The sequence below is a fragment of the Pseudomonas sp. GW822-FHT03F04 genome, from assembly GCF_058801405.1.
In genome coordinates this window covers 550,601-573,261 of the sequence record NZ_JBXANF010000003.1, presented here as the reverse complement: position 1 = coordinate 573,261, position 22,661 = coordinate 550,601, and the positions used below count along the sequence as shown (strand labels likewise).

General features: G+C 61.2%; 21 protein-coding genes and 1 tRNA gene. 16 read left to right on the top strand and 6 right to left on the bottom strand.

The window, feature by feature from the left end; translation table 11 throughout:
• Positions 1–30 precede the first annotated feature (30 nt).
• From AC1RMX_RS09240 to AC1RMX_RS09220, 5 genes are all read left to right on the top strand, one after another.
• On the top strand, positions 31–591 hold the full coding sequence (locus AC1RMX_RS09240) for a YbhB/YbcL family Raf kinase inhibitor-like protein (RefSeq protein ID WP_085733396.1): 561 nt from the start codon (positions 31–33) through the stop codon (positions 589–591).
• Positions 592–678: 87 nt separating this feature from the next.
• Positions 679–2,370, top strand: coding sequence for a vWA domain-containing protein (locus tag AC1RMX_RS09235; protein WP_493071556.1), 1,692 nt, complete (start codon positions 679–681; stop codon positions 2,368–2,370).
• A gap of 29 nt (positions 2,371–2,399) precedes the next feature.
• Complete coding sequence (locus AC1RMX_RS09230; RefSeq protein WP_255261958.1) at positions 2,400–2,981, top strand: RNA polymerase sigma factor; 582 nt, start codon at positions 2,400–2,402, stop codon at positions 2,979–2,981.
• Positions 2,978–3,589, top strand: coding sequence for a hypothetical protein (locus tag AC1RMX_RS09225; RefSeq protein WP_493071554.1), 612 nt, complete (start codon positions 2,978–2,980; stop codon positions 3,587–3,589). Before AC1RMX_RS09230 ends, AC1RMX_RS09225 begins: the two co-directional genes overlap by 4 nt.
• Positions 3,590–3,609: 20 nt before the next feature.
• On the top strand, positions 3,610–3,879 hold the full coding sequence (locus tag AC1RMX_RS09220; protein ID WP_493071552.1) for a hypothetical protein: 270 nt from the start codon (positions 3,610–3,612) through the stop codon (positions 3,877–3,879).
• A gap of 66 nt (positions 3,880–3,945) precedes the next feature.
• Here the strand turns inward: AC1RMX_RS09220 and AC1RMX_RS09215 are convergent.
• Positions 3,946–4,022 (bottom strand) — tRNA-Arg (locus tag AC1RMX_RS09215).
• Between the two features lie 445 nt (positions 4,023–4,467).
• On the opposite strand from AC1RMX_RS09215, the gene gabD reads away from it, so the two are divergent.
• The 3 genes from gabD (at position 4,468) to AC1RMX_RS09200 (ending at position 8,726) form a co-directional block, all read left to right on the top strand.
• Positions 4,468–5,910 carry an NADP-dependent succinate-semialdehyde dehydrogenase gene (gene gabD, locus AC1RMX_RS09210; protein ID WP_085733392.1) on the top strand — a complete coding sequence of 481 codons (1,443 nt, stop codon included), beginning with the start codon at positions 4,468–4,470 and terminating at the stop codon, positions 5,908–5,910.
• Positions 5,911–6,095: 185 nt separating this feature from the next.
• Positions 6,096–7,373, top strand: a complete 1,278-nt coding sequence (gene gabT, locus AC1RMX_RS09205; protein WP_007957613.1) for a 4-aminobutyrate--2-oxoglutarate transaminase — start codon at positions 6,096–6,098, stop codon at positions 7,371–7,373.
• A gap of 141 nt (positions 7,374–7,514) precedes the next feature.
• Positions 7,515–8,726: a response regulator gene (locus AC1RMX_RS09200; RefSeq protein WP_096821856.1), complete on the top strand. Its 1,212-nt coding sequence runs from the start codon at positions 7,515–7,517 to the stop codon at positions 8,724–8,726.
• A 25-nt stretch (positions 8,727–8,751) separates the two neighbouring features.
• On the opposite strand, the gene AC1RMX_RS09195 is transcribed toward AC1RMX_RS09200, so the two are convergent.
• Complete coding sequence (locus tag AC1RMX_RS09195; protein WP_096821857.1) at positions 8,752–9,741, bottom strand: GGDEF domain-containing protein; 990 nt, start codon at positions 9,739–9,741, stop codon at positions 8,752–8,754.
• 145 nt (positions 9,742–9,886) lie between these two features.
• A complete protein-coding gene (gene desA, locus AC1RMX_RS09190; RefSeq protein ID WP_493065909.1) occupies positions 9,887–11,071 on the bottom strand; it encodes a delta-9 fatty acid desaturase DesA in 1,185 nt (394 codons plus the stop codon).
• Between the two features lie 146 nt (positions 11,072–11,217).
• On the opposite strand from desA, the gene dibA reads away from it, so the two are divergent.
• The 6 genes from dibA to AC1RMX_RS09160 all read left to right on the top strand — a co-directional run bounded on the left by dibA (position 11,218) and on the right by AC1RMX_RS09160 (position 17,425).
• Positions 11,218–13,137 carry a phosphodiesterase DibA gene (gene dibA / locus AC1RMX_RS09185; RefSeq protein ID WP_192559464.1) on the top strand — a complete coding sequence of 640 codons (1,920 nt, stop codon included), beginning with the start codon at positions 11,218–11,220 and terminating at the stop codon, positions 13,135–13,137.
• 191 nt (positions 13,138–13,328) lie between these two features.
• Positions 13,329–13,511, top strand: a complete 183-nt coding sequence (oscA, locus tag AC1RMX_RS09180; protein ID WP_085733386.1) for a sulfur starvation response protein OscA — start codon at positions 13,329–13,331, stop codon at positions 13,509–13,511.
• 132 nt (positions 13,512–13,643) lie between these two features.
• Positions 13,644–14,657, top strand: coding sequence for a sulfate ABC transporter substrate-binding protein (locus AC1RMX_RS09175; RefSeq protein ID WP_096821860.1), 1,014 nt, complete (start codon positions 13,644–13,646; stop codon positions 14,655–14,657).
• Between the two features lie 70 nt (positions 14,658–14,727).
• Entirely contained in the window at positions 14,728–15,546 is an 819-nt protein-coding gene (cysT, locus tag AC1RMX_RS09170) for a sulfate ABC transporter permease subunit CysT (RefSeq protein ID WP_493071548.1), read from the top strand.
• Between the two features lie 13 nt (positions 15,547–15,559).
• Positions 15,560–16,432 (top strand): sulfate ABC transporter permease subunit CysW, encoded by an 873-nt coding sequence (gene cysW / locus AC1RMX_RS09165; protein WP_064361637.1) that lies wholly within the window; start codon positions 15,560–15,562, stop codon positions 16,430–16,432.
• Positions 16,433–16,435: 3 nt separating this feature from the next.
• Positions 16,436–17,425, top strand: a complete 990-nt coding sequence (locus AC1RMX_RS09160) for a sulfate/molybdate ABC transporter ATP-binding protein (protein ID WP_102620559.1) — start codon at positions 16,436–16,438, stop codon at positions 17,423–17,425.
• 84 nt (positions 17,426–17,509) lie between these two features.
• Here AC1RMX_RS09160 and AC1RMX_RS09155 read toward each other — a convergent pair whose 3' ends face one another.
• Positions 17,510–18,034: an Mpo1-like protein gene (locus tag AC1RMX_RS09155; protein ID WP_273539818.1), complete on the bottom strand. Its 525-nt coding sequence runs from the start codon at positions 18,032–18,034 to the stop codon at positions 17,510–17,512.
• Between the two features lie 85 nt (positions 18,035–18,119).
• On the opposite strand from AC1RMX_RS09155, the gene AC1RMX_RS09150 reads away from it, so the two are divergent.
• Positions 18,120–18,803: a Crp/Fnr family transcriptional regulator gene (locus AC1RMX_RS09150; protein WP_493071545.1), complete on the top strand. Its 684-nt coding sequence runs from the start codon at positions 18,120–18,122 to the stop codon at positions 18,801–18,803.
• A 3-nt stretch (positions 18,804–18,806) separates the two neighbouring features.
• Here the strand turns inward: AC1RMX_RS09150 and AC1RMX_RS09145 are convergent, their stop codons facing one another.
• Positions 18,807–19,811: an AraC family transcriptional regulator gene (locus AC1RMX_RS09145; RefSeq protein ID WP_096821864.1), complete on the bottom strand. Its 1,005-nt coding sequence runs from the start codon at positions 19,809–19,811 to the stop codon at positions 18,807–18,809.
• Between the two features lie 100 nt (positions 19,812–19,911).
• Here AC1RMX_RS09145 and AC1RMX_RS09140 point away from each other — a divergent pair, with 100 nt between their 5' ends.
• Complete coding sequence (locus AC1RMX_RS09140; protein WP_096821865.1) at positions 19,912–20,985, top strand: fatty acid desaturase; 1,074 nt, start codon at positions 19,912–19,914, stop codon at positions 20,983–20,985.
• Positions 20,986–21,037: 52 nt separating this feature from the next.
• Here AC1RMX_RS09140 and AC1RMX_RS09135 read toward each other — a convergent pair whose 3' ends face one another.
• Positions 21,038–22,648, bottom strand: coding sequence for an arylsulfatase (locus AC1RMX_RS09135; protein ID WP_493071542.1), 1,611 nt, complete (start codon positions 22,646–22,648; stop codon positions 21,038–21,040).
• Positions 22,649–22,661 lie beyond the last annotated feature (13 nt).

Sequence of the window (22,661 nt, the reverse complement as noted above, 5' to 3'; positions counted from 1 at the left end):
GACGGCCCAACTGCACAAGGTGCTCCCGGAATGACCCGATTGACCTCTCTCAACCCTTGGCTGGCGGCCGTTGCCGTCGCCCTTTGCGTGCAGTTTCCGGCGCAGGCCCAGGAGCGCTTCACCCTCAGCATTCCTGGTGTTTCGGACAACCGTCTGTTCACCGCGGCGGCAGCCAGCGATGCCGCCGGTTGCGGCGGCAAGAACCAGTCGCCGGCCCTGAGCTGGAACGCCGGCCCGGCCGCCACCCAGAGCTACGCCATCGTGATGCACGATCCGGACGGCCAGAAAGGCCTGGGCGTCGATCACTGGGTTCACTACGGCATCAAGGCCACGACCCGGCAGATCCCGGCCGGCATTGGCACCAAGCCGACCTTCGAAGGCCTGGGCGGCACCAACAGCAAAGGCACGACCACCTATGTCGGCCCGTGCCCGCCGACTGGCGACAGTGCGCACCACTACATCATTCAGATCTACGCCCTGGACCTGGCCCCCGACGCCTTGCCGGCCGGCCTGACTCGCGCGCAGCTGCTGGAGAAAATCAAAGGCCATGTGCTGCGCAACAGCAGTGCAGTGCGGCGTTATCACCGCTGAAAAAATTTTCGGCGGCGCTTAACCCGAACTGAAAGGGCTGTCCGTCTCAGAGGTTGAATGGATCAATTCTTCCTCGAGGTCAGCCCCATGTCTCTTCCTTCGATGCTTCTGCGACCCCTTGCTGCCGGTGTGCTGTTGGCCGTCGCCGGTTGCGGCATTTCCTCCAGTCCGGAATCCGCCGCCGTGCCGCCACCGGCACAGCTCCCCTCGAAACCCGTGATGCAGCAAGAAGTGGTCATGGCCGATCACTCCTTGGCCAAGCGCAGCGCGTTGGCGGCGCCGATGGCCAGTTTTGCACCGATGCCGGCCGGGGAAAGTTATCCACAGGACTATCGCGCCGAGCCGCGTGAGCAATACGAAACCCTGGCGGATAATCCGATCCACAGCGTTGCCGAAACGCCCGTTTCGACCTTCAGTGCCGATGTGGATACCGGCGCCTACGCCAATGTCCGCCGTCTGCTCAATCAGGGACGCCTGCCGCCGGAAGGCGCGGTGCGGCTTGAGGAGATGGTCAATTACTTTCCGTATGACTATGCGTTGCCCACTGACGGATCGCCGTTCGGCGTGACCACCGAGCTGGCCACTTCGCCGTGGAACTCGCACACCCGCCTGCTGCGCATCGGCATCAAGGCGTCCGATCGTGCGGTGGCGGAACTGGCGCCGGCCAACCTGGTGTTTCTGGTGGACGTGTCCGGCTCGATGGATCGTCGCGAAGGGCTGCCGTTGGTCAAAAGCACCCTGAAGCTGCTGGTCGATCAACTGCGCGAGCAGGATCGCGTGTCGCTGGTGGTGTATGCCGGCGAATCCAGAGTCGTACTGGAGCCAACCTCCGGACGAGAAAAAGCGAAAATTCGCACAGCCATCGAGCAGTTGACGGCGGGAGGCTCGACCGCAGGCTCCTCCGGCATCGAACTGGCCTATCAAATGGCACAACAAGCCTTCATCCCCAAAGGCATCAACCGCATCCTGCTGGCCACCGACGGTGACTTCAACGTCGGTGTCAGCGACTTCGACAGCCTCAAGCAAATGGCTGTGGATAAACGCAAGACCGGGATTTCCCTGACCACCCTGGGTTTTGGTGTGGATAACTACAATGAACATCTGATGGAACAACTGGCGGATGCCGGCGACGGTAACTACGCCTACATCGACAATCTGCGTGAAGCGCGCAAGGTGTTGGTGGATCAGCTCGGTTCGACCCTCGCCGTGGTGGCGAAAAACGTCAAATTGCAGGTGGAATTCAACCCGGCGCAGGTCAGCGAATACCGGCTGCTGGGTTACGAAAACCGCGCGCTCAAGCGTGAGGATTTCAGCAATGACAAGGTCGATGCCGGTGAGATCGGTGCGGGGCATACGGTGACGGCGCTGTATGAAATTGTCCCCGCAGGCGAGAAGGGCTGGCTGGAACCGCTGCGTTACGGAAAAACCGATGCAGGGGTTTCTGAAAAGAAAGGAGAACTGGCAATGCTGCGTGTGCGATATCAAAAGCCTGAAGGTGGGAAAAGTCTTCTGATCGAGCGGCCAATTACCAATCAAGTCGCGCCGGCCAGCGAGGATCTGCGATTTGCCGCCGCCGTCGCCGCGTTTTCCCAGCAGCTCAAGGATGGCCGCTATACCGGTGATTTCAGCCTCAAGGACACCGAAGCGTTGGCCCGAGGTGCCCGTGGCGATGACCGCTTCGGCCTGCGTAACGAGTTCGTGCAACTGGTGGAACTGGCGCAGAGCCTGCGTACTTCCACAGCATCCAACGGAATGTCCACTGAGCGACGGATTGAATAGTGAGCCGCCTCAAAGGCTTCATCACACAGCTGTTTGCCTCCGCAGACAGCCTTGAGGCCAGCAGCGACGAATCGCTGCTGGCCCGTTATCGCGAGGGCGACGGCAAGGCGTTCGAGATCCTGTACGCCCGCCATCGCCAGAGCCTGTACCGGTTTCTGCTCGGGTTGAGCGGCAAACCGGAACTGGCCGAAGAGGTGTATCAGGAAACGTGGCTGAGCCTGATCCGCAGCAGCAGTCAGCCACAAGGCCGGGCGACTTTTCGTACCTGGTTGTTCCAGATTGCCCGCAACCGTCTGATCGATCACTGGCGCAAACATGGCGCCCATCAACCGCTGCATGACAGTTACGACGAACAGACCCATGCGGTCAGTGACCATGCGAGCGACCCCGAGCAACTGCTGAGCCTCAGCCGCGACAGTCAGCGCCTGGACAGCGCCCTGCAAACCTTGCCCGCCGACCAGCGCGAAGTATTCCTGCTGCGCGCCCACGGCGACCTCGACCTGGCGCAAATCGCCAGCCTCACCGAAACACCGCTGGAAACCGTCAAGAGCCGCTTGCGCTACGCCCAGCAAAAACTGCGTCGGCTGCTGGCCGAGGAGGTACTGACATGACGGACACCCGCCAGACACCCGAAGAGCAACTGCTCAGGCATTACCGCGAGCAACAGACCGGCGAACCGCCGGCAAATCTCGACGCGTTGATTCTCAGCGCCGCGCATCGCCAGATCCCGGTACCGAAACCGAACCTTTGGCAACGCTGGATCAAGGCCTGCCAGACACCGCGCTACCAGGTAGCTTTCGCCAGTCTGGTCGGCATCGCGCTGATGCTGTCGCTGGTGCATCGCGCGCCGGAACCCGTGGCTCATTACGATTTCGCCCCAGCCGCCAAACCTGCTGCGCCAATGGCTCGTAAAGAGGCCATCGAATCCCGGACATTATCAGCACCCGCTGGCGCGTTATCCGCACCTGCGCCTGCGCCGATGGCGGAAATGGCCGCGCCGATGCAAAGCGAATCGATCAGCGCCGACAGCGCGGACGAAGCCAAAGTCAGCAAGCGCGCTGCCACCCCGGCCAATGGCCTCGACGAGCAACTGCGCGAAGTCCTGCGCCTGCGCGAATCCGGTCAATCACAGGCTGCCGATACCCTGTACAACAATCTGCACAAGCGTTACCCGAGCGTGAATCTGGACCTGCGCCTCGAACAAATCCGCCAGAACTGACCGGGTGATCTCTCAGCCATTTGGCATTGCCCCATAAAAACGCGCACTATCAGGCCATTGCCGATGCGCTGGAGGATGCCGTGGCCCAAAAAATCGACCGCATCGCCCAAATGCTCAACTGCCCGGTGAAGGGTGAGGAACTGCGGCGAGCAGTGACCGAGAGTCGTAAGGAGTTTCTTCTGGCGAAACAGGCAGAAGAGGATCTGGAGGAAGACGTTCTTGATGATGAGTTGATCGAGGACGACGAAGACGATGATGAATATGACGAGTTTGACTGGACGACGGAGTGAGTCGCCAATCAGCACCCACAAAAAAGCCCCAGACCTTACGGCCTGAGGCTTTCTCGTTTCTGTTCATGGCGCACCAGGCGGGATTCGAACCCACGACCCCTGCCTTCGGAGGGCAGTACTCTATCCAGCTGAGCTACTGGTGCAGCGGGCGACATCATACCTAGGTCGGCTCGGGGCGTCCATGCCGGGTTTTGGCGCTTATTGTCAGTGCGCGTGTCGGTCGAAAGCGCTGCATTCCATAAAGCTGTAACGTCCTGCAAAAGGCTCGCTTGGCGCTTTGGCGGGACTGAACTAAGGTTTCGTTGCGGCGCAGGCTGGTTTGCTCGTTGATCTGAAAAATCCGGCAAAAGCGGCGTTTTTGTTCTTTTTTTCGAACGACCTATTGTCCTTTACCCCCTTTGATCCTACGATCCGTTTGAGATTTCAAACGCTCTTTGATCGGGTGCCGAGCCGCACGTGTTTGCAACCGTGCACTCTTCAGGTGCTTCAGCCCGGTGAATGATTTCCCTGACGGCAGCCTTGCGAGGCGCCTTTCTACAATCATAATTTTGCTCCGCGCTGGCCGCGGTGCTGTTAAGGAAAGCCGACATGCAGCTTAAAGACACCCAGTTGTTCCGCCAGCAAGCCTTCATCGATGGCGCTTGGGTCGACGCGGACAACGGTCAGACGATCAAGGTCAACAACCCGGCCACTGGCGAAATCCTGGGCACCGTGCCGAAGATGGGCGCTGCCGAAACCCGCCGTGCCATCGAAGCCGCCGACAAGGCGCTGCCGGCCTGGCGTGCACTGACCGCCAAGGAGCGTGCAGGCAAACTGCGTCGCTGGTTCGAACTGATCATCGAGAACCAGGAAGACCTGGCTCGCCTGATGACCCTCGAGCAGGGCAAGCCACTGGCCGAAGCCAAGGGCGAGATCGTCTACGCCGCTTCGTTCATCGAGTGGTTCGCCGAAGAAGCCAAGCGCATCTACGGTGACGTGATTCCGGGCCACCAGCCTGACAAGCGCCTGATCGTGATCAAACAACCGATCGGCGTGACCGCCGCCATCACTCCGTGGAACTTCCCGGCGGCGATGATCACCCGTAAAGCAGGCCCGGCCCTGGCCGCTGGTTGCACCATGGTGCTCAAGCCGGCTTCGCAAACCCCGTTCTCCGCTTTCGCCCTGGCCGAACTGGCCCAGCGCGCCGGCATCCCTAAAGGTGTGTTCAGCGTGGTGTCCGGCAGCGCCGGCGACATCGGCAGCGAGCTGACCAGCAACCCGATCGTGCGCAAACTGTCCTTCACCGGTTCGACCGAAATCGGTCGTCAGCTGATGTCGGAATGCGCCAAGGACATCAAGAAAGTCTCGCTGGAACTGGGCGGCAACGCGCCGTTCATCGTGTTCGACGACGCGGACCTGGATAAGGCCGTCGAAGGCGCAATTATTTCCAAGTATCGCAACAACGGCCAGACCTGCGTCTGCGCCAACCGTCTGTACATTCAGGATTCGGTCTACGACGCCTTCGCCGAGAAGCTGAAAGTCGCCGTTGCCAAACTGAAGATCGGCAACGGTCTGGAAGATGGCACCACCACCGGCCCGCTGATCGACGAGAAGGCCGTGGCCAAGGTGCAAGAACACATCGCTGACGCCGTTGCCAAAGGCGCAACCGTGCTGGCCGGTGGCAAGCAGATGGAAGGCAACTTCTTCGAACCGACCATCCTGACCAACGTGCCGAAAAACGCTGCGGTGGCCAAGGAAGAAACCTTCGGTCCGCTGGCGCCGCTGTTCCGCTTCAAAGACGAAGCCGAAGTGATCGCGATGTCGAACGACACCGAGTTCGGTCTGGCTTCCTACTTCTACGCTCGCGACCTGGGCCGTGTATTCCGTGTGGCGGAAGCCCTGGAGTACGGCATGGTCGGCGTCAACACCGGGCTGATCTCCAACGAAGTCGCGCCGTTCGGCGGCATCAAGGCCTCGGGCCTGGGCCGTGAAGGCTCCAAGTACGGCATCGAAGATTACCTGGAAATCAAATACCTCTGCCTGGGCATCTAAGCCGGGAAAGGGATCGCTGCAAACGCAAAGGGCACGAGAGCGCTGTCCCTTTGCGTCGTTTCAAACCGGAATTTTCTCTGCGGCCGGGAACGCCGTGGCAGTCGATCATCGCATGCTGCCACCGCCGATTCCTCCCGCTTAATCCTTGAACCACGCCGCCCGATGAGCGGTGAATGAGGACTGTAATGAGCAAGACTAACGCTGAACTGATGGCCCGTCGTACCGCAGCTGTTCCACGTGGTGTTGGCCAGATTCACCCGATTTTCGCCGAGTCCGCGAAGAACGCGACCGTGACCGACGTTGAAGGTCGCGAGTTCATCGACTTCGCCGGCGGTATCGCCGTGCTGAACACCGGCCACGTGCACCCGAAAATCATCGCCGCCGTGACCGAGCAACTGAACAAGCTGACTCACACCTGCTTCCAGGTACTGGCCTACGAGCCATACGTTGAGCTGTGCGAAAAAATCAACGCTCGCGTACCGGGTGACTTCGCCAAGAAAACCCTGCTGGTGACCACCGGTTCCGAAGCCGTTGAAAACGCCGTGAAGATCGCCCGTGCTGCCACTGGCCGTGCTGGCGTGATCGCTTTCACTGGCGCATACCACGGTCGCACCATGATGACCCTGGGCCTGACCGGTAAAGTCGTGCCTTACTCGGCCGGCATGGGCCTGATGCCAGGCGGCATCTTCCGCGCGCTGTACCCGAACGAACTGCACGGCGTGAGCATCGACGACTCGATCGCTTCCATCGAGCGCATCTTCAAGAACGACGCCGAGCCGAAAGACATCGCCGCGATCATCATCGAGCCTGTTCAGGGCGAAGGTGGTTTCTACGTCGCGCCGAAAGAATTCATGAAGCGTCTGCGTGCCCTGTGCGACCAGCACGGCATCCTGCTGATCGCTGACGAAGTGCAGACCGGCGCTGGCCGTACCGGTACTTTCTTCGCCATGGAACAGATGGGCGTTGCCGCCGACCTGACCACCTTCGCCAAATCCATCGCTGGCGGTTTCCCGCTGGCCGGTGTCTGCGGCAAGGCCGAATACATGGACGCCATCGCGCCAGGCGGCCTGGGCGGCACCTACGCCGGTAGCCCGATCGCTTGCGCCGCGGCCCTGGCCGTGATGGAAGTGTTCGAAGAAGAAAAGCTGCTGGACCGCTGCAAGGCTGTCGGCGAGCGTCTGGTAACCGGCCTGAAAGCCATCCAGGCCAAGTACCCGGTGATCGGCGAAGTCCGTGCCCTGGGCGCCATGATCGCGGTCGAGCTGTTCGAAAACGGCGACAGCCACAAGCCAAACCCGACCGCAGTCGCTGCCGTCGTGGCCAAGGCGCGTGACAAGGGCCTGATCCTGCTGTCCTGCGGCACCTACGGCAACGTTCTGCGCGTCCTGGTACCGCTGACCTCGCCGGACGAGCAACTGGACAAAGGCCTGGCGATCATCGAAGAGTGCTTCTCGGAGCTGTAAGCCCGGGCACTGTGTGATCGGATCGACAAAAAACCCGCTTCGGCGGGTTTTTTTACGCTTGCTGAAACACATACCCCGCATTCGAGCTGTATCGAAACGCCAGCATTGGCTAAGGTTCAAGCATTGCAAGGGAGGGCGAGCATGCCTGCCGTCGAATTACCCGCTGTACCCCGAGTCCTGATTGCCGAGGCCGACCCATGGTCTCGTGACCTGCTCAAACAGGTTTTGCTCAATGTGCGCTGCGATGCGCGGCTGGATCTGTGCGCCGATGGCCAGGAGGCGATGACGCTGCTCAGTGAAGTCCCCTATGACCTGGCGATCGTCGACTGGGAGTTGCCCGGTGTCGACGGTTTGAACGTGTTGCGCAGTGTCCGCCAGCGCAAACGCAATCCGCCGCTGCCGTTCATTCTGATGAGCAGCCGCAACGACAGCGCCAGCGTACGCGAAGCCCTGCCGCTGGCGCCGACGGCCTACCTGGCCAAACCCCTGAACATGGAAAGCCTGACCGAGCGTTTGCAGGGGCTGCTGCTCAATGCCGGCGAGGAAGTGTTCTGCGAAGTGCCCGCACTGGCGCCGGGCATGACCCTGTCGGTGTTCCTCGAGCGTCGCCGCGAGCAGGCCGACGGCGCACCGTTGATGACCGACGTTCAGGTGGCGGTCAAACGCAGCCTCAACCCCAACGGGCTGGATCTGAAGCTGCTGGAAGAGGAAATCCGCACCGACCCGCAGATCACCGCCGTGTTGATCGCCGCAGCCAACAGTGCCGCTCAGCATCACGGTGCGGCGGTGCAGACCCTGGCTCAGGCGCTGCATCGCCTGGGCACCGGCCAAAGCATGAACCTGATCCTCGGCCTGGCCCTCAAGCGCAGCGCCAGACTCAGCGATCCATGCCTGGCGGACTACGCGGAGCGTTATTGGGGCCTGTCGCTGCACACCGCCGAATACGCGCGTACCCTGGCGCGTCTGCTCGATCTGGATCAGGAACGCTGCTATTGCGCCGGGATGCTCCATCGTCTCGGCGATCTGGCGTTGCTGCGTTGTTTGCAGGAGTGGAAGCAGGCCGGCGGCGAGCTGGATGAACTGGAGGAAGTCGGCGATGCGCTGGCGGAATTCGGTGCGGCGTACGGCTCGGCGTTGCGTACTCGCTGGCGTTTGCCGCTGGAGCTGCGCGAGTTGATTGCATCCGTCTACCAGCTCGGTGGCGGGGTGTACTCCCGCGAAGCGCTGGTGATGAACATGGCGGCGCAAATGGCGCGGCTGACCGAGCACGAGGGCGTCGAGGAGCTGGCGAAGAGCCGCACGGCGCGCCTGCTCAAGATCGGGCTGCCGGAGCTGATGCGGATGCGCAAATAGCGCTTGTTCCGCATCAGCGCTGTGTTCAGCCGGAAATGATCCGGTTCTTGCCCTGACGCTTGGCCTCGTACATCGCCGCATCGGCTCGGGCGAACAGGTCGTCGAGGCTTTCGTCTTCCGGGGTGAGGCTGGTCAGGCCCTGGCTGACGGTGATGCCGAAGGTCTGTTCACCGTGGCTGAAGCTCAGACGCTGGATTTCCTGTTGCAGGCGCTCGGCCACCTGCATCGCCATGTCCGGCGCGCAGCCCGGAAAAACCGCAGCAAATTCCTCACCGCCAATCCGTCCGAACAGATCCCCCCGACGCAACGAGGCGCGGCCACTTTCGGCGATTCGTTGCAGCACGTGGTCGCCTTCCGGGTGGCCGTAGGTATCGTTGATCACTTTGAAGTCATCGATGTCCAGCAACAGAAACGCCAGTGGCGCACCCTGCAAACGGGCTTCTTCAAACTCGCGGTTGGCGCATTCGAAGAAGTGTCGACGGTTGCTGCTTTGGGTCAGCACGTCGGTGGTGGCCAGGCGTTGCAGCTCGGTTTCCATCTGTTTTTTCTCGGTGATGTCTTCGGCGATGCCGACGATGATCACCGGTTGTCCCGGTTCTTCCTGGCGGTTGATGAAGCACTTGTCGCTGATCCAGCGCACCTGACCGTCGGCGTCGATGATCCGGTATTCGCGGTCTTCCACGGCGCCTTTGTGCAGCACTTCGGCGAGGCTGCGTTCAGCGTATTCCAGATCCTCGGGGTAGATGCTGTCGCGCCACTGGTTATGGTCGGCGAGCAGCAGGGCGGCCGAACGGCCGAAAATCCGTTCATAGGCGGGGCTGACGTACAGCACCTGACGGGTTTCCCAGTTGAAGGCCCAAAGCACGGCGTTGACGCTGACCAGCAGCGAGCTGAACAGCTGTTCGCGTTCGCTCAGGCGCGCCACTTCGCCTTGGGCGTGCATCAGCGCCATCAGGGTTTGTGCGGCTTCGGGCCACTGGGGAAGGGATGAGTCTTTTTGATTGTTGTTGACCATCGACACGGATCTCAAAGGGCGTGCCGATCAGTCGACAACGGCCACGGGACAGCCCGCCGGGGGTGGCGAAGTGTCTTTGAGATAGGGGATCGGGGGTGAAGTTCCGAAGGGTGCGCCCGGGAACCGGGCGCACCGATCAACGGCATCAGACGGCGGCGGGGCGCAGCGAGTAGGTTTTCAACTGGTCGGCGAATTCGCGCAAGGACTGGATACCGCTGGCCTCGGCCTCGTGTACCCATTCCTTGATGGCCGCGAGCATGTCGTGGCCATTTGCGCTGGTCTTGACCCAGATCTGCTGCAGGGCCAGACGTTTCTCGTAAATTACCTTCAGCGCCTGGCTGTGCTCGAGCATGTTCTGGATGCGCGCGTGGTGGCGATCCTCCAGCAGGCTGGTTTCACGGGAGAGCAGACGCTTGGCGCGGTGGAACTGATGGCGTACCGAATGATCGACCTTGTCCAGCTCCTGCTTGACCAGCGGTCCGATCACCAGCTTGCGGTACTGGGCCATGATCTGGAAGCGGTTGTTGAGGATCGCCATGGCGGTGTCCATGTCCAGGCTGCCCTTGCCTTCGACGCGGTGGGCGATCGGCGCAACGCGCTGCACCTTGGCCAGACGCAGGAAGCTGAAGACCTGGATCCAGGCCCAACCGAGGTCGAATTCCCACTTCTTGACCGACAGTTTGGCCGAGTTGGGGTAGGTGTGATGGTTGTTGTGCAGCTCTTCGCCGCCGATCAGGATGCCCCATGGCACCAGATTGGTCGCGGCATCGCGGCATTCGAAGTTGCGGTAGCCGATGGCATGGCCGAGACCATTGACCACGCCGGCGGCCCAGACCGGGATCCACATCATCTGGATCGCCCAGATGGTGATGCCGATGGTGCCGAACAGCAGCAGGTCGACGACCGCCATGATTGCAATGCCCAGCAACCGGTGGCGGCTGTAGAGGTTGCGCTCGATCCAGTCTTCCGGGCAGTTCTTGCCATAGATGCGCAGGGTCTCGGCGTTCTGCGCTTCCTCGCGGTACAGCTCGGCGCCTTTGCGCAGCACTGTCGACAGACCCTTGACGACCGGGCTGTGCGGGTCATCGGCGGTTTCGCATTTGGCGTGGTGTTTGCGGTGGATGGCCGTCCACTCGCGGGTGTTCTGCGCCGTGGTCAGCCACAGCCAGAAACGGAAGAAATGCTTCAGGCCGGCATTCAGCTCCAGGGAGCGATGGGCCGAGTAGCGGTGCAAGTAGACCGTGACGGCAACGATCGTCACATGGGTCATCAGCAGGGTGACGGCGACCAGTGACCAGGCCGACAAGCCAAGAAAACCTTCGTACCACATAGGCTATAGGGCCCTCGATAAAGAAAAAACAGCCGTTGCATTATCACCAAGCACACAGATAAAACCAGTCGCCCTTTCAGATAAGAGATGGCTGGATGTTTCTTGACCTATAATCCCGACATTTTTGTAGGGACATGGACGGCCGAATGTCTGCCTCATACCGCGATGCCTTGCGTGCAGCGCTGCTTTACCTGGTCCTTGCCGTTGTCTGGCTGCAAGGCATTGGCTATTTATTGAACAGTTTCTTCGATAGCTCTGATGAGTTGCTGCGTTGGCAACTGATCAACGGCTATGCCTTTGTGGTGTTCAGCGCCGGTTTGATCTTTCTTGCCCGGGCGCGCCTGTTCGAATGCCTTGGCATTGGTGCCCGGTTGCGCGAGCGCCAGGCCGATCGCGAACGCCTGCGTCAGGCCGCTGCTGTGTTCGATTGCACCCGCGAAGGCGTGCTGGTCACGGATCGGCAGGGGCTGATCGTGCACGTCAATCGCGCCTTCATGGAAATCACCGGTTATCAGCGTGAAGAAGTCATTGGCCAGCAGCCCAGCCTGTTCAAGTCCGGGCACCATCCTCCAGGGTTCTATCAGGCGATGTTCGCCACGTTGCAGGCGCAGGATGAATGGAGCGGCGAGATCTGGAACCGTCGTAAAAGCGGCGAGATTTATCCGCAATGGCAGACGATCCGCGTCATTCGGGACGAAGACGGTCGGCTCAGCCACTACGTCGCGGTGTTTTCCGATATCAGCGCGATCAAGGATTCCGAGCATGAACTCAAGCACCTGGCCCACCACGATCCGCTGACCGATCTGCCCAACCGCCTGCTGTTCAGCGATCGCGCCGAACAGGCGCTGGCGTCGGCGCAGACCCACAAGCGCGGCTGTGCGCTGCTGATGGTCGATCTGGACCATTTCAAATTGATCAACGACAGCCTCGGCCACAACATCGGTGACCGCTTGCTCAAGGCGGTCGCCGCGCGTTTGCAGGCGCTGTTCGGCTCCGGTATCACCCTGGCGCGGCTGGGCGGCGATGAATTTGCGGTGCTTGCGGAAAGTTGTCCACAGCCTGCGCAGGCCGCGGCGCTGGCCCAACGCATTCTCGATGCGCTCAAGGAGCCGTTCTGCCTCGACGGCCATGAACTGTTCATCAACGCCAGCCTCGGCATCAGCTTGTTCCCCAGCGATGCGTTGAGCGCCGAACAGTTGTTGCGCAACGCCGATGCGGCGCTGTTCAAGGCCAAGAGCAGCGGCCGCAACGGCTACGCGCTGTACACCGAAGAACTCACCGCCCACGCTCAGCAACGAGTGGAAATCGCCTTCGAACTGCGCCGTGCGCTGGAGCAGCAAGAACTGCGGGTTTACTACCAACCGGTGCACGACCTGAAAACCAGCCGCCTGATCGGTGTCGAGGCGCTGGTGCGCTGGGAGCATCCGCAGCGGGGGCTGGTGTCGCCGGCGGAGTTCATCCCGATTGCCGAGCGCACCGGGATGATCTCGGAAATCGACGCCTGGGTCATGCAGCAAGCCTGCCGGCAGATGTGCCAATGGCAGCAGGCCGGGGTCGTGCTGTCGTTTGTCGCGGTGAACGTGTCGTCGCGGCTGTTCGCCCGTCGCGAGTTGTATCAACAGGTGGCGCAGGTGCTGCACGACACCGGGCTGGACCCGGCCTATCTGGAACTGGAAGTCACCGAAAGCGCGGTGATGGACGATCCGGAAGTCGCACTGGAACAGATGCATCGTCTGCGCGAACTGGGCATTCGCCTGGCCATCGATGACTTTGGTACCGGTTATTCGTCGCTGCTGCGGCTCAAGCGCCTGCCGGTGCAGAAGCTCAAGATCGATCAGGGTTTCGTCGCCGGCCTGCCGTGGGACGAGGACGACGCAGCGATCGTCCGGGTAATCATCGCCCTGGCCCGCAGCATGGGCATGCAGGTGCATGCCGAGGGCATCGAGCAGGCCGAGCAGGCGGCGTTCCTGCTGGAGCAGGCGTGCGATCTGGGGCAGGGCTACTGGTTCGGGCGGCCGGTGCCCGAAGCTCAAATCGACTGGACCCGAGCGCCGGCAATCGGCTGACGGATGTGCACAGCGGGTTTGTAATCGGGCAAATCCGCCGCAAACCCTTGCTGCATCACATAATGTTATTCCAGTTATATAAACATTCTTAAATAGTCTTTTTAAGAATATCCGCGCCTCTCTTATATTGCTCCCACGCCGAACGCAGTGCCGCCCACTGCCAGGCATATCCCATACAAAGGAGCAGCACCATGAGCGCATCCCTGCGTAGCGTTGACGGTCAGGACGAAACCACCATCTTGCGCGAAATCCAGAGCGCCTTGCGCGACCTGCGTTTCGGCGCGGTGGAAATCACTGTGCACAACGCCCAAGTGGTCCAGATCGAACGCAAAGAGAAATTCCGTCTGCAGCAACCGGGTAACAAACCGGCCTGATTCGTAGTCTGCGGCAGCTCCTGCGGGGAGCTGTTGGCAGTAGCTGCCACAGGCTGCGGTCGTTGAATGAGCAACCCGATTCCAGCAATACATAAGAAAAAGCCACCACCAAGAATTCCAGGAGCTTTCACCATGTCGTCGATTCGCCGTTACGCTTTGGCCGCCCTGGCCAGCGCTGTGTTTGCCGGTTCCGCGGTTGCCAAGGATTACGAACTGCTCAACGTTTCGTATGACCCGACGCGCGAGCTGTATCAGGATTACAACGCCGAATTCGTGAAGTACTGGCAGGCAGAGCATGCCGGCGACACCGTGAAAATCCAGCAATCCCACGGCGGTTCGGGCAAGCAAGGCCGTGCGGTGATCGACGGTCTGCGCGCCGACGTCGTGACCCTGGCCCTGGCCGGCGACATCGACGAAATCGCCAAGCTCGGCAAGACCCTGCCGGCCGACTGGCAGAAGCGTCTGCCGGACGCCAGCACCCCGTACACCTCGACCATCGTGTTCCTGGTGCGCAAGGGCAACCCGAAAGGCATCAAGGACTGGGGCGACCTGGTCAAGAACGACGTCTCGGTGATCACCCCGAACCCGAAAACCTCCGGCGGTGCACGCTGGAACTTCCTTGCGGCGTGGGCCTACGGCCTGAAAGCCAACGGCGGCAACGAAGCCAAAGCCAAGGAATACGTGCAGACCCTGTTCAAGCACGTTCCGGTTCTGGACACCGGCGCCCGTGGCTCGACCATCACCTTCGTCAACAACGGTCAGGGTGACGTGTTGCTGGCCTGGGAAAACGAAGCCTTCCTGGCGCTGAAAGAAGACGGCGGCAAGGACAAGTTCGACATCGTCGTGCCTTCGCTGTCGATCCTCGCCGAACCACCGGTGGCGGTGGTCGACAAGAACGCCGAGAAGAAGGGCAACGAGCAGATCGCCGAAGCCTACCTCAAGCACCTGTACAGCCCGGCCGGCCAGGAAATCGCGGCGAAGAACTTCTACCGCCCGCGTGACAAGGACGTGGCAGCCAAGTACGCCCAGCAGTTCCCGAAACTGGAACTGGTGACCATCGACAAGGACTTCGGCGGCTGGAAAACCGCACAGCCGAAATTCTTCAACGACGGTGGCGTGTTCGACCAGATCTATCAGGCGCAGTAAGTTTCAATAGCCTAAAACGAGCCCCGGATTTATGTTCGGGGCTTTGCGCGTTCTCAAACCAAGGACTTTTATGTCGCGTCGTATCTCCCCCGTCATACCCGGCTTCGGGCTGACGCTGGGCTACACCTTGGTGTACCTCAGCCTGATTGTGCTTATCCCGCTGGCGGCGATGTTCGTCCACGCCGCCCAACTCACCTGGGATCAGTTCTGGACGATCATCTCCGCGCCCCGCGTACTCGCCGCACTGAAGCTGAGCTTCGGCACTGCGCTGTGCGCCGCGATCATCAACGGCATCATCGGCACGTTGCTGGCCTGGGTGCTGGTGCGCTACACGTTCCCGGGGCGCAAGGTGATCGACGCGATGATCGATCTGCCGTTCGCCCTGCCGACCGCAGTGGCCGGTATCGCGCTCACTGCGCTGTACACGCCGACCGGGCTGGTCGGGCAGTTCGCCGCCGACCTCGGTTTCAAGATCGCCTACACCTCGCTCGGGATCACTCTGGCGCTGACCTTCGTGACCCTGCCGTTCGTGGTGCGCACGGTGCAGCCGGTGCTGGCCGACATTCCGCGTGAAGTCGAAGAAGCGGCCGCCTGCCTCGGTGCCAAGCCGTTGCAGGTGTTCCGCCACATTCTGCTGCCGGCGCTGTTGCCAGCCTGGCTGACCGGTTTTGCCCTGGCGTTCGCCCGGGGCGTCGGCGAGTACGGTTCGGTGATTTTCATCGCCGGTAACATGCCGATGAAAACCGAGATCCTGCCGCTGCTGATCATGGTCAAGCTCGACCAGTACGACTACACCGGCGCTACCTCCATCGGCGTGTTGATGCTGGTGGTTTCCTTCGTCCTGTTGCTGCTGATCAACTTGCTGCAGCGGCGCATCGAAACCCCATAAGGAGGCGCGAACCATGTCCCAATCGTCTATTGCGGCCGCTTCCTCGGCCAACGCCGCCCGCCGTGGCAGCGCCACTTCGCGCAGAATCCTGATCGGCCTCGGCTGGCTGATTTTCTTCCTGTTTCTGCTGTTGCCGCTGTTCATCGTGGTGTCGCAGGGTTTGAAGAACGGCCTGGGCGCCTTCTTCACGGCGATCTTTGAGCCGGATGCCCTGTCGGCGCTGAAACTCACGGTGATCGCCGTGCTGATTTCGGTGCCGCTGAACCTGGTGTTCGGTGTCAGCGCCGCGTGGTGCGTGAGCAAATACTCGTTCCGTGGCAAGAGTATGCTGGTGACGCTGATCGACCTGCCGTTCTCGGTGTCGCCGGTGATCGCAGGTCTGGTCTATGTGTTGATGTTCGGCGCCCAGGGCCTGTTCGGGCCGTGGCTGCAGGATCACGACATCCAGATCGTCTTCGCCCTGCCGGGCATCGTGCTGGCGACGATCTTCGTCACCGTGCCGTTCGTGGCCCGTGAGCTGATCCCGCTGATGCAGGAACAAGGCACTCAGGAAGAGGAAGCCGCGCGTCTGCTCGGCGCCAATGGCTGGCAGATGTTCTGGCACGTGACCGTCCCCAACATCAAATGGGGCCTGATCTATGGCGTGGTGCTGTGTACCGCGCGGGCCATGGGTGAGTTCGGTGCGGTGTCGGTGGTTTCCGGGCACATTCGCGGGGTGACCAACACCTTGCCGCTGCACGTCGAGATCCTCTACAACGAATACAACCACGTGGCCGCGTTCGCCGTGGCGAGCCTGTTGCTGATCCTGGCGCTCTTCATCCTGCTGCTCAAGCAGTGGAGCGAAAACCGTATCAACCGCCTGCGCGCCAGCGCCGCGGAGGAATAATTCATGTCGATCGAAGTGCGTAACGTCAGCAAGAATTTCAACGCGTTCAAGGCGCTGGACAACATCAGCCTGGATATCCACAGCGGCGAGCTGGTGGCGCTGCTCGGCCCGTCCGGCTGCGGCAAGACCACTTTGCTGCGCATTATTGCCGGTCTGGAAACCCCGGATAACGGCAACATCGTGTTCCACGGCGAAGATGTTTCCGGCCACGACGTACGGGATCGCAACGTCGGTTTCGTGTTCCAGCACTACGCTTTGTTCCGCCACATGACCGTGTTCGACAACGTCGCATTCGGCCTGCGCATGAAGCCGAAAAACCAGCGCCCGAGCGAAAGCCAGATCGCGACCAAGGTTCACGAGCTGCTGAACATGGTGCAACTGGACTGGTTGTCGGATCGTTATCCGGAGCAACTGTCTGGCGGCCAGCGTCAGCGTATCGCTTTGGCTCGCGCCCTGGCGGTAGAACCGAAAGTGCTGCTGCTCGACGAGCCGTTCGGTGCCCTCGACGCCAAGGTGCGCAAAGAGCTGCGCCGCTGGCTGGCGCGTCTGCACGAAGACATCAACCTGACCTCGGTGTTCGTGACCCACGACCAGGAAGAGGCGATGGAAGTGGCCGACCGTATCGTGGTGATGAACAAGGGTGTGATCGAGCAGATTGGCTCACCGGGCGATGTCTACGAAAACCCGGCCAGCGATTTCGTCTATCACTTCCTCGGCGATTCGAACCGTCTGCATCTGGGCGATGACAACCACGTGCTGTTCCGTCCACACGAAGTGTCGCTGTCGCGGCATGAGCTGGAGGATCACCACGCCGCTGAAGTTCGCGATATCCGTCCGTTGGGCGCGACCACGCGGGTGACGTTGAAGGTTGAAGGTCAGACGGATCTGATCGAGGCGGAAGTGGTGAAAGACCACGACAGCCTGACCGGGTTGGCGAAGGGGGAGACGTTGTTCTTCAAGCCGAAGGTGTGGCAGAAAGTCGCCAACGTTTGATCTTGCGCGTTCCCACGCTTTGCGTGGGAACGCCGCGGGATGCATTCCCACGCAGAGCGTGGGAACGAGCGAATCAGCCTGTATTCAGACAGCCGCACGATTCGGATTGACCCGCACCACACCCGCCCGCGCTTCAATCTGCTCTTTCAGCTCATGACGCATCCCGAGCATGAAAGCCAACTCGGCCACCACAAACAGCGGCCCGACAATCAACCCGCTCAAGTCATCGACGAACGCCGGTTTGCGCCCTTCATAGTGGTGCCCGACAAACTGGATTACCCAGCCAATCACAAACATCGCCAGGCCGCTGCTCAGCCAGACCAGGGTGCTTTGCTGTGCCAAAGCATGCCCGGCCCAGACGGAAAGCCCCATCAGCGCCGTCATCAACACACCGAGTTTCACTTCCAGTCGCAGGTAAAACCACGCCGAAGCGAGGGCGGCAATCACCGCCGGGGAAATCCACAACCCACCCACCGACCATTCCGGCCGCGACAACAGCACGGCCACCGCCACCACAATCAGCGGAATCCCGATAAAGTGGCTGGCGATGTTGCGCGGGTCACGGTGGTAAGCGGCGTATTGACTCAAATGATCGACGAGGCTTTTCATTGTTGTTCCTCCTGTAGGGTGATCGAATCATGCCCCGGGTAAACGGTTCGCTCTGTCAGGCAGGCGACAATCTTTAGGAGAACGCATGGATAAGGTCTGGCGCGAGCGCCTGCTGACCGGGCAATGGTTCAGTCATCTGCCTTCGTCCTTTCAGGATAGTCTGCTGGCGGCGGCCAAGGAGCGGCGGCTGGCGGCGGGGCAGAGGCTGTTCCAGCGCGGCGATGCGCCGTGCGGGCTATATGCGGTACTCGACGGCGCGATGCGCATCGGCGCGGTCAGCGAGCAGGGCAAGGAGGCATTGCTGAGCCTGGTGGAGGCGCCGCACTGGTTCGGCGAAATTTGCTTGTTCGACGGTCAGCCACGCACCCACGATGCTTATGCGGTCGGTCCTTGCACCCTGCTGAACATTCCTCAGGCCACGCTACTGAAGCTGCTCGACGAACACCCCGTTTACTGGCGGCATCTGGCCTTGCTGATGAGCCACAAACTGCGTCTGACCTTCATCAACCTTGAACAGCTGAGCCTGCTACCGGCCCCGGCGCGTCTGGCTCATCGCTTGCTGATGATCGCCGAAGGCTACGGCGAACTCGATCCGCCACGCCGGGTGCTGCAACTGCCTCAGGAGCAACTGGCATCAATGCTGTCGCTGTCGCGCCAGACCACCAACCAGATCCTCAAGGAGCTGCAGGGGCAGGGGATTATCGGCTTGAGTTATGGCGAAATCGAAATCCTCGACGCTGCGCGATTGCGAGCGCTGGCTACCGTTTGAAACTCAACGCAACTGATCCCGAAACTGCCCCGGCGTCATCCCCGTCCAGCGTTTGAACGCGCGACTGAAGCTGCTCGTATCAGCAAACCCCAACAGATAACTGACCTCGCTCAACGAGCAGTGCGGATCCCGCAGGTGCAGCAGCGCCAGGTTCTCGCGGCTCTCATTCAGCAGCGTGTCGAAGCGACAACCCTCGTCCGCCAAGTGCCGCTGCAGGCTGCGCAGGCTCAGGTGCAAGGCCTGGGCGATGCGTTCGGCACTGGGTTCGCCTTCGGGCAGTTGTTCTTCGATGGCGTCGCGCACCTTGCGCTCCCAGGTCAGCGGCTTGAGCTGGGCGAGGGTGCGCTTGAGCACCGCTTCGTTGTGCTCGGCCAGTTCCGGGTTGGCGTCGTCGAGGTGGCTGTCGAAGTCGGTGAGGGCAAATTCGATGCGGTCTTCTTCGGCGGCGAAATGCACGGGTGAGCGGAACACTTTGTGCCACTGGTGCTCATCGGCCGGTGCAGGCCGACGCAGATACACCGCCAGTGGCGCGTAGTCTCGGCCCAGGCGATTGCGGCAGGTGCGCACGTAGATTGCGGCGAAGGCGTCGATGGCTTCGAACGCCGGGGCCGGGTTGTCGGCCGGGATTTTCAGGCGAAACCGGTAGCGGTCTTCGGTGCGGGTCAGCTCAAGCTCCAGCGCGTCGCTGACCACCTGGTGATAACGCACGATCCGCTCGAACACTTCCCGCAGGCTGCCGCTGGCCACCAACGCGTATCCCAGCGCGTGAAATGTCGTGGGGCTGACGAATCGCGACACGCGCAAACCGATCGCCGGATCACCGCTGACCTGCACCGCGATTTCCCACAGGCGCGTGGTGGCGGACAACGGATAGCGGGCGTTCGGGTCGTCCATCAATTGTGGATCGAGCCCGGCCTGCTGGCACAGGGCAGTGCTGTCCAGCCCCAGCGCTTCGAGTTGCTTGCGCAGGGCACGGGTCCAGCTGGCGAGAGAAGTCGGTTCCTTCATGCTGATTGGCGCTTCCGGTCAACAGGTTGGCGTTCTCGGCTACCGCGTTCGGAACTTGCACAGGGCAGGATGCGAACATCAATAACCAGAGGATGGAAGCATGGACCGTACTTCTGCAAGTCCCCAGCGACACAATGCTGCCCAGCGATCAGCGCATATTCGCGAAGTGGTGCTGGCCAAAGGCGTCGAGCTGCGTGAGCGCTACCCGATTCTCAACCATCAGGACGCCCTCGGCGCGGGGATTCTGGCCTTCGCGCTGGCCGGGATGATCGGTTCGGCGGCGCTCTACATCAGCGGGCACATGGCTTGGTGGGTATGCCTGTTGCTGAACGCGTTTTTTGCTTCGCTGACCCATGAGCTCGAACACGACCTGATTCACAGCATGTATTTCCGCAAACAGCGCGTGCCGCACAATCTGATGATGGGCCTGGTGTGGCTGGCGCGGCCGAGTACGATCAACCCGTGGATCCGTCGTCATCTGCACCTCAATCACCACAAGGTGTCCGGCACCGAAACCGACATGGAAGAGCGGGCGATCACCAACGGTGAACCCTGGGGTTTTGCGCGGTTGCTGATGGTCGGCGACAACGTGATGTCGGCGTTCATCCGCATGCTGCGGGCCAGGACATGGACGCACAAGTTCAGCATCATCAAGCGTTCGCTGAAGGTCTACGCGCCGCTGGCGCTGGTGCATTGGGGTGCGTGGTATGTGTTTCTCGGCTTCCATGCGGCCAACGGCATCGCTTACTTGATGGGCTCACCGATTGAATGGTCAGCGACCACGTTGTCGGTGATGCAAGTGATCGACATCGCCGCTGTGGTCATCATCGGGCCGAACGTGTTGCGCACCTTCTGCCTGCACTTCATCAGTTCGAACATGCATTACTACGGCGACATCGAAGCGGGCAATGTGCTGCAGCAGTGCCAGGTGTTGAATCCGTGGTGGCTCTGGCCGTTGCAGGCGTTCTGCTTCAACTTCGGCAGCAGTCACGGGATTCATCATTTTGTGGTGAAGGAGCCGTTCTACATTCGCCAGCTGACGGTGCCGGTGGCGCACAAGGTGATGCGGGAGATGGGGGTTCGGTTCAACGATTTCGGGACGTTTGGACGGGCGAACCGGTTTGTTCGCAAAGAAGAGGTGGTGCAGAAAGAAGTGCAGACGGCTCAGGCTTGAAGGTATTCGAAGCTATCGCCGGCCAACCGGCGATAGCGGGCATCCGTCACCCTCAATCCGGCTGAAACGGCGACTCACTCAAAATCACCCCGGTCTCCTCCACATACCGCTGCCAATGCTCGATCAGCGCTTCAAGCTTCTGCGGCTGACTCGACGCAAGGTCATGAATCTCACCCGGATCACTGCCCAGATCATAAAGCTGCCAGGTCGCCGGCCCCACTGGCCCGGGGATCCACACCGCCTTCCATTGCCCCTGCCGAATCGCCCGGCGCCCGAACAGTTCCCAGCCGGTAACGGTGTGTTCGTCATGCACCTGCGCCGTTTCGCCGGACAAGAAACCCAGCCACGATTTGCCACGCAACGGCGCCACCGGTTTGCCGTGCCACTGCTTGCCCGGATGGCGCACGCCGGCCAGATCGAGGATGGTCGGCGTGATGTCCATCACCGTGCCGAAACCATGGCTGATCTGCCCCTTCAACGGCAGCTGTGGATAGTGCAGCAGTGCCGGAACACGAATCCCGCCCTCGGTGGTGAACGCCTTGAACAGGCGTGACGGCGCGGTCGCCACCTGCGCCCAGTTCGGCCCGTACCAGACGTAGGAATTGGCGCGGCCGATGTTGTCGAGGCTGTTGTCGTAATGCTGGCTCAGGTAGGTCACCAGCTCCGGGCCGAATTTCGGGAAAGCCTCCAGCAGCGCGCCTTCGGCACCGTTGTCGGACATGAACAGGATGAAGGTGTTGTCGAGTTGGCCTTGCTGGCGCAGGTAGTCGACGACGCGGCCGATGTTCCAGTCCATGCGCTCGACCATCGCGGCGTAGACCTCCATCGCCCGCGCGGAAATCTGCTTCTGCTCATCACTCAACGCAGCCCATTGCGCGGTCAGCTGGATCAGCGGATGCGGCTCGACATCCGGCTCGATAAGCCCCAGCGATTTGAGTTTTTCCAGACGTTCGAGGCGCAAGACTTCGGGGCCCGCGTCGTAGCGGCCACGGTATTTTTCGACGATGTCGGCGGGTGCCTGCAACGGCCAGTGCGGCGCGGAAAACGGCAGGTAAGCGAAGAACGGCCGGCTCTGATCGCGCTCCTTGAGGTACTGCAACAGCTTGTCGCCGAAAGCGTCGGAGGAATAAAAATCCTTGGGCAATTCGTCGATGAAAGTGTCGTCTTCGATGTACAGCGCAGGGGTGGATTTCAGCAATCCCGGCGTGTGCTCATCGTAGGTCGGTTCGAATCCGTAATGGTTCGCGGCGCCGGGCAGCAGCGAGAACGAGCGCTCGAAGCCACGGGCGTGGGGCGCCAGTTCGGCGGTCAGGCCCAGGTGCCATTTGCCGCTCATCAAGGTCTGGTAACCCGCTTCGCGCAGCAACTCCGGCAACGCGACGACACGATCATTGAGGTAACCCTCGTAACCCGGTTTGCCGATCAGTTCCGGCGTCAGCGTTTCGGCCATGGTACCGATGCCGGCGATGTGGTGATCGGTGCCGGTGAGCAGCATCGAGCGGGTCGGCGAGCAGGTCGGTGCAGTGTGAAAGTCGGTCAGGCGCAGGCCGTTGTTGGCCAGGGCATCGAGGTTCGGCGTGGCGATTTCGCCGCCGAAGGCACCGATGTCGGAGAAGCCGAGGTCATCGGCCAGAATCACCAGAAAGTTGGGACGTTGCGGCATCAACAGGCTCCTG

Bases quoted from the DNA above. Each gene is read 5' to 3' on its own strand.
- AC1RMX_RS09200 (WP_096821856.1), top strand. From the start codon at position 7,515: ATGCCTGCCGTCGAATTACCCGCTGTACCCCGAGTCCTGATTGCCGAG.
- AC1RMX_RS09175 (WP_096821860.1), top strand. From the start codon at position 13,644: ATGTCGTCGATTCGCCGTTACGCTTTGGCCGCCCTGGCCAGCGCTGTG.
- gabT (WP_007957613.1), top strand. From the start codon at position 6,096: ATGAGCAAGACTAACGCTGAACTGATGGCCCGTCGTACCGCAGCTGTT.
- AC1RMX_RS09240 (WP_085733396.1), top strand. From the start codon at position 31: ATGACCCGATTGACCTCTCTCAACCCTTGGCTGGCGGCCGTTGCCGTC.
- cysW (WP_064361637.1), top strand. From the start codon at position 15,560: ATGTCCCAATCGTCTATTGCGGCCGCTTCCTCGGCCAACGCCGCCCGC.
- AC1RMX_RS09135 (WP_493071542.1), bottom strand. From the start codon at position 22,648: ATGCCGCAACGTCCCAACTTTCTGGTGATTCTGGCCGATGACCTCGGC.
- AC1RMX_RS09195 (WP_096821857.1), bottom strand. From the start codon at position 9,741: ATGGTCAACAACAATCAAAAAGACTCATCCCTTCCCCAGTGGCCCGAA.
- AC1RMX_RS09155 (WP_273539818.1), bottom strand. From the start codon at position 18,034: ATGAAAAGCCTCGTCGATCATTTGAGTCAATACGCCGCTTACCACCGT.
- AC1RMX_RS09235 (WP_493071556.1), top strand. From the start codon at position 679: ATGTCTCTTCCTTCGATGCTTCTGCGACCCCTTGCTGCCGGTGTGCTG.
- dibA (WP_192559464.1), top strand. From the start codon at position 11,218: ATGTCTGCCTCATACCGCGATGCCTTGCGTGCAGCGCTGCTTTACCTG.
- AC1RMX_RS09140 (WP_096821865.1), top strand. From the start codon at position 19,912: ATGGACCGTACTTCTGCAAGTCCCCAGCGACACAATGCTGCCCAGCGA.
- AC1RMX_RS09150 (WP_493071545.1), top strand. From the start codon at position 18,120: ATGGATAAGGTCTGGCGCGAGCGCCTGCTGACCGGGCAATGGTTCAGT.
- oscA (WP_085733386.1), top strand. From the start codon at position 13,329: ATGAGCGCATCCCTGCGTAGCGTTGACGGTCAGGACGAAACCACCATC.
- gabD (WP_085733392.1), top strand. From the start codon at position 4,468: ATGCAGCTTAAAGACACCCAGTTGTTCCGCCAGCAAGCCTTCATCGAT.
- AC1RMX_RS09145 (WP_096821864.1), bottom strand. From the start codon at position 19,811: ATGAAGGAACCGACTTCTCTCGCCAGCTGGACCCGTGCCCTGCGCAAG.
- AC1RMX_RS09225 (WP_493071554.1), top strand. From the start codon at position 2,978: ATGACGGACACCCGCCAGACACCCGAAGAGCAACTGCTCAGGCATTAC.
- desA (WP_493065909.1), bottom strand. From the start codon at position 11,071: ATGTGGTACGAAGGTTTTCTTGGCTTGTCGGCCTGGTCACTGGTCGCC.
- cysT (WP_493071548.1), top strand. From the start codon at position 14,728: ATGTCGCGTCGTATCTCCCCCGTCATACCCGGCTTCGGGCTGACGCTG.
- AC1RMX_RS09160 (WP_102620559.1), top strand. From the start codon at position 16,436: ATGTCGATCGAAGTGCGTAACGTCAGCAAGAATTTCAACGCGTTCAAG.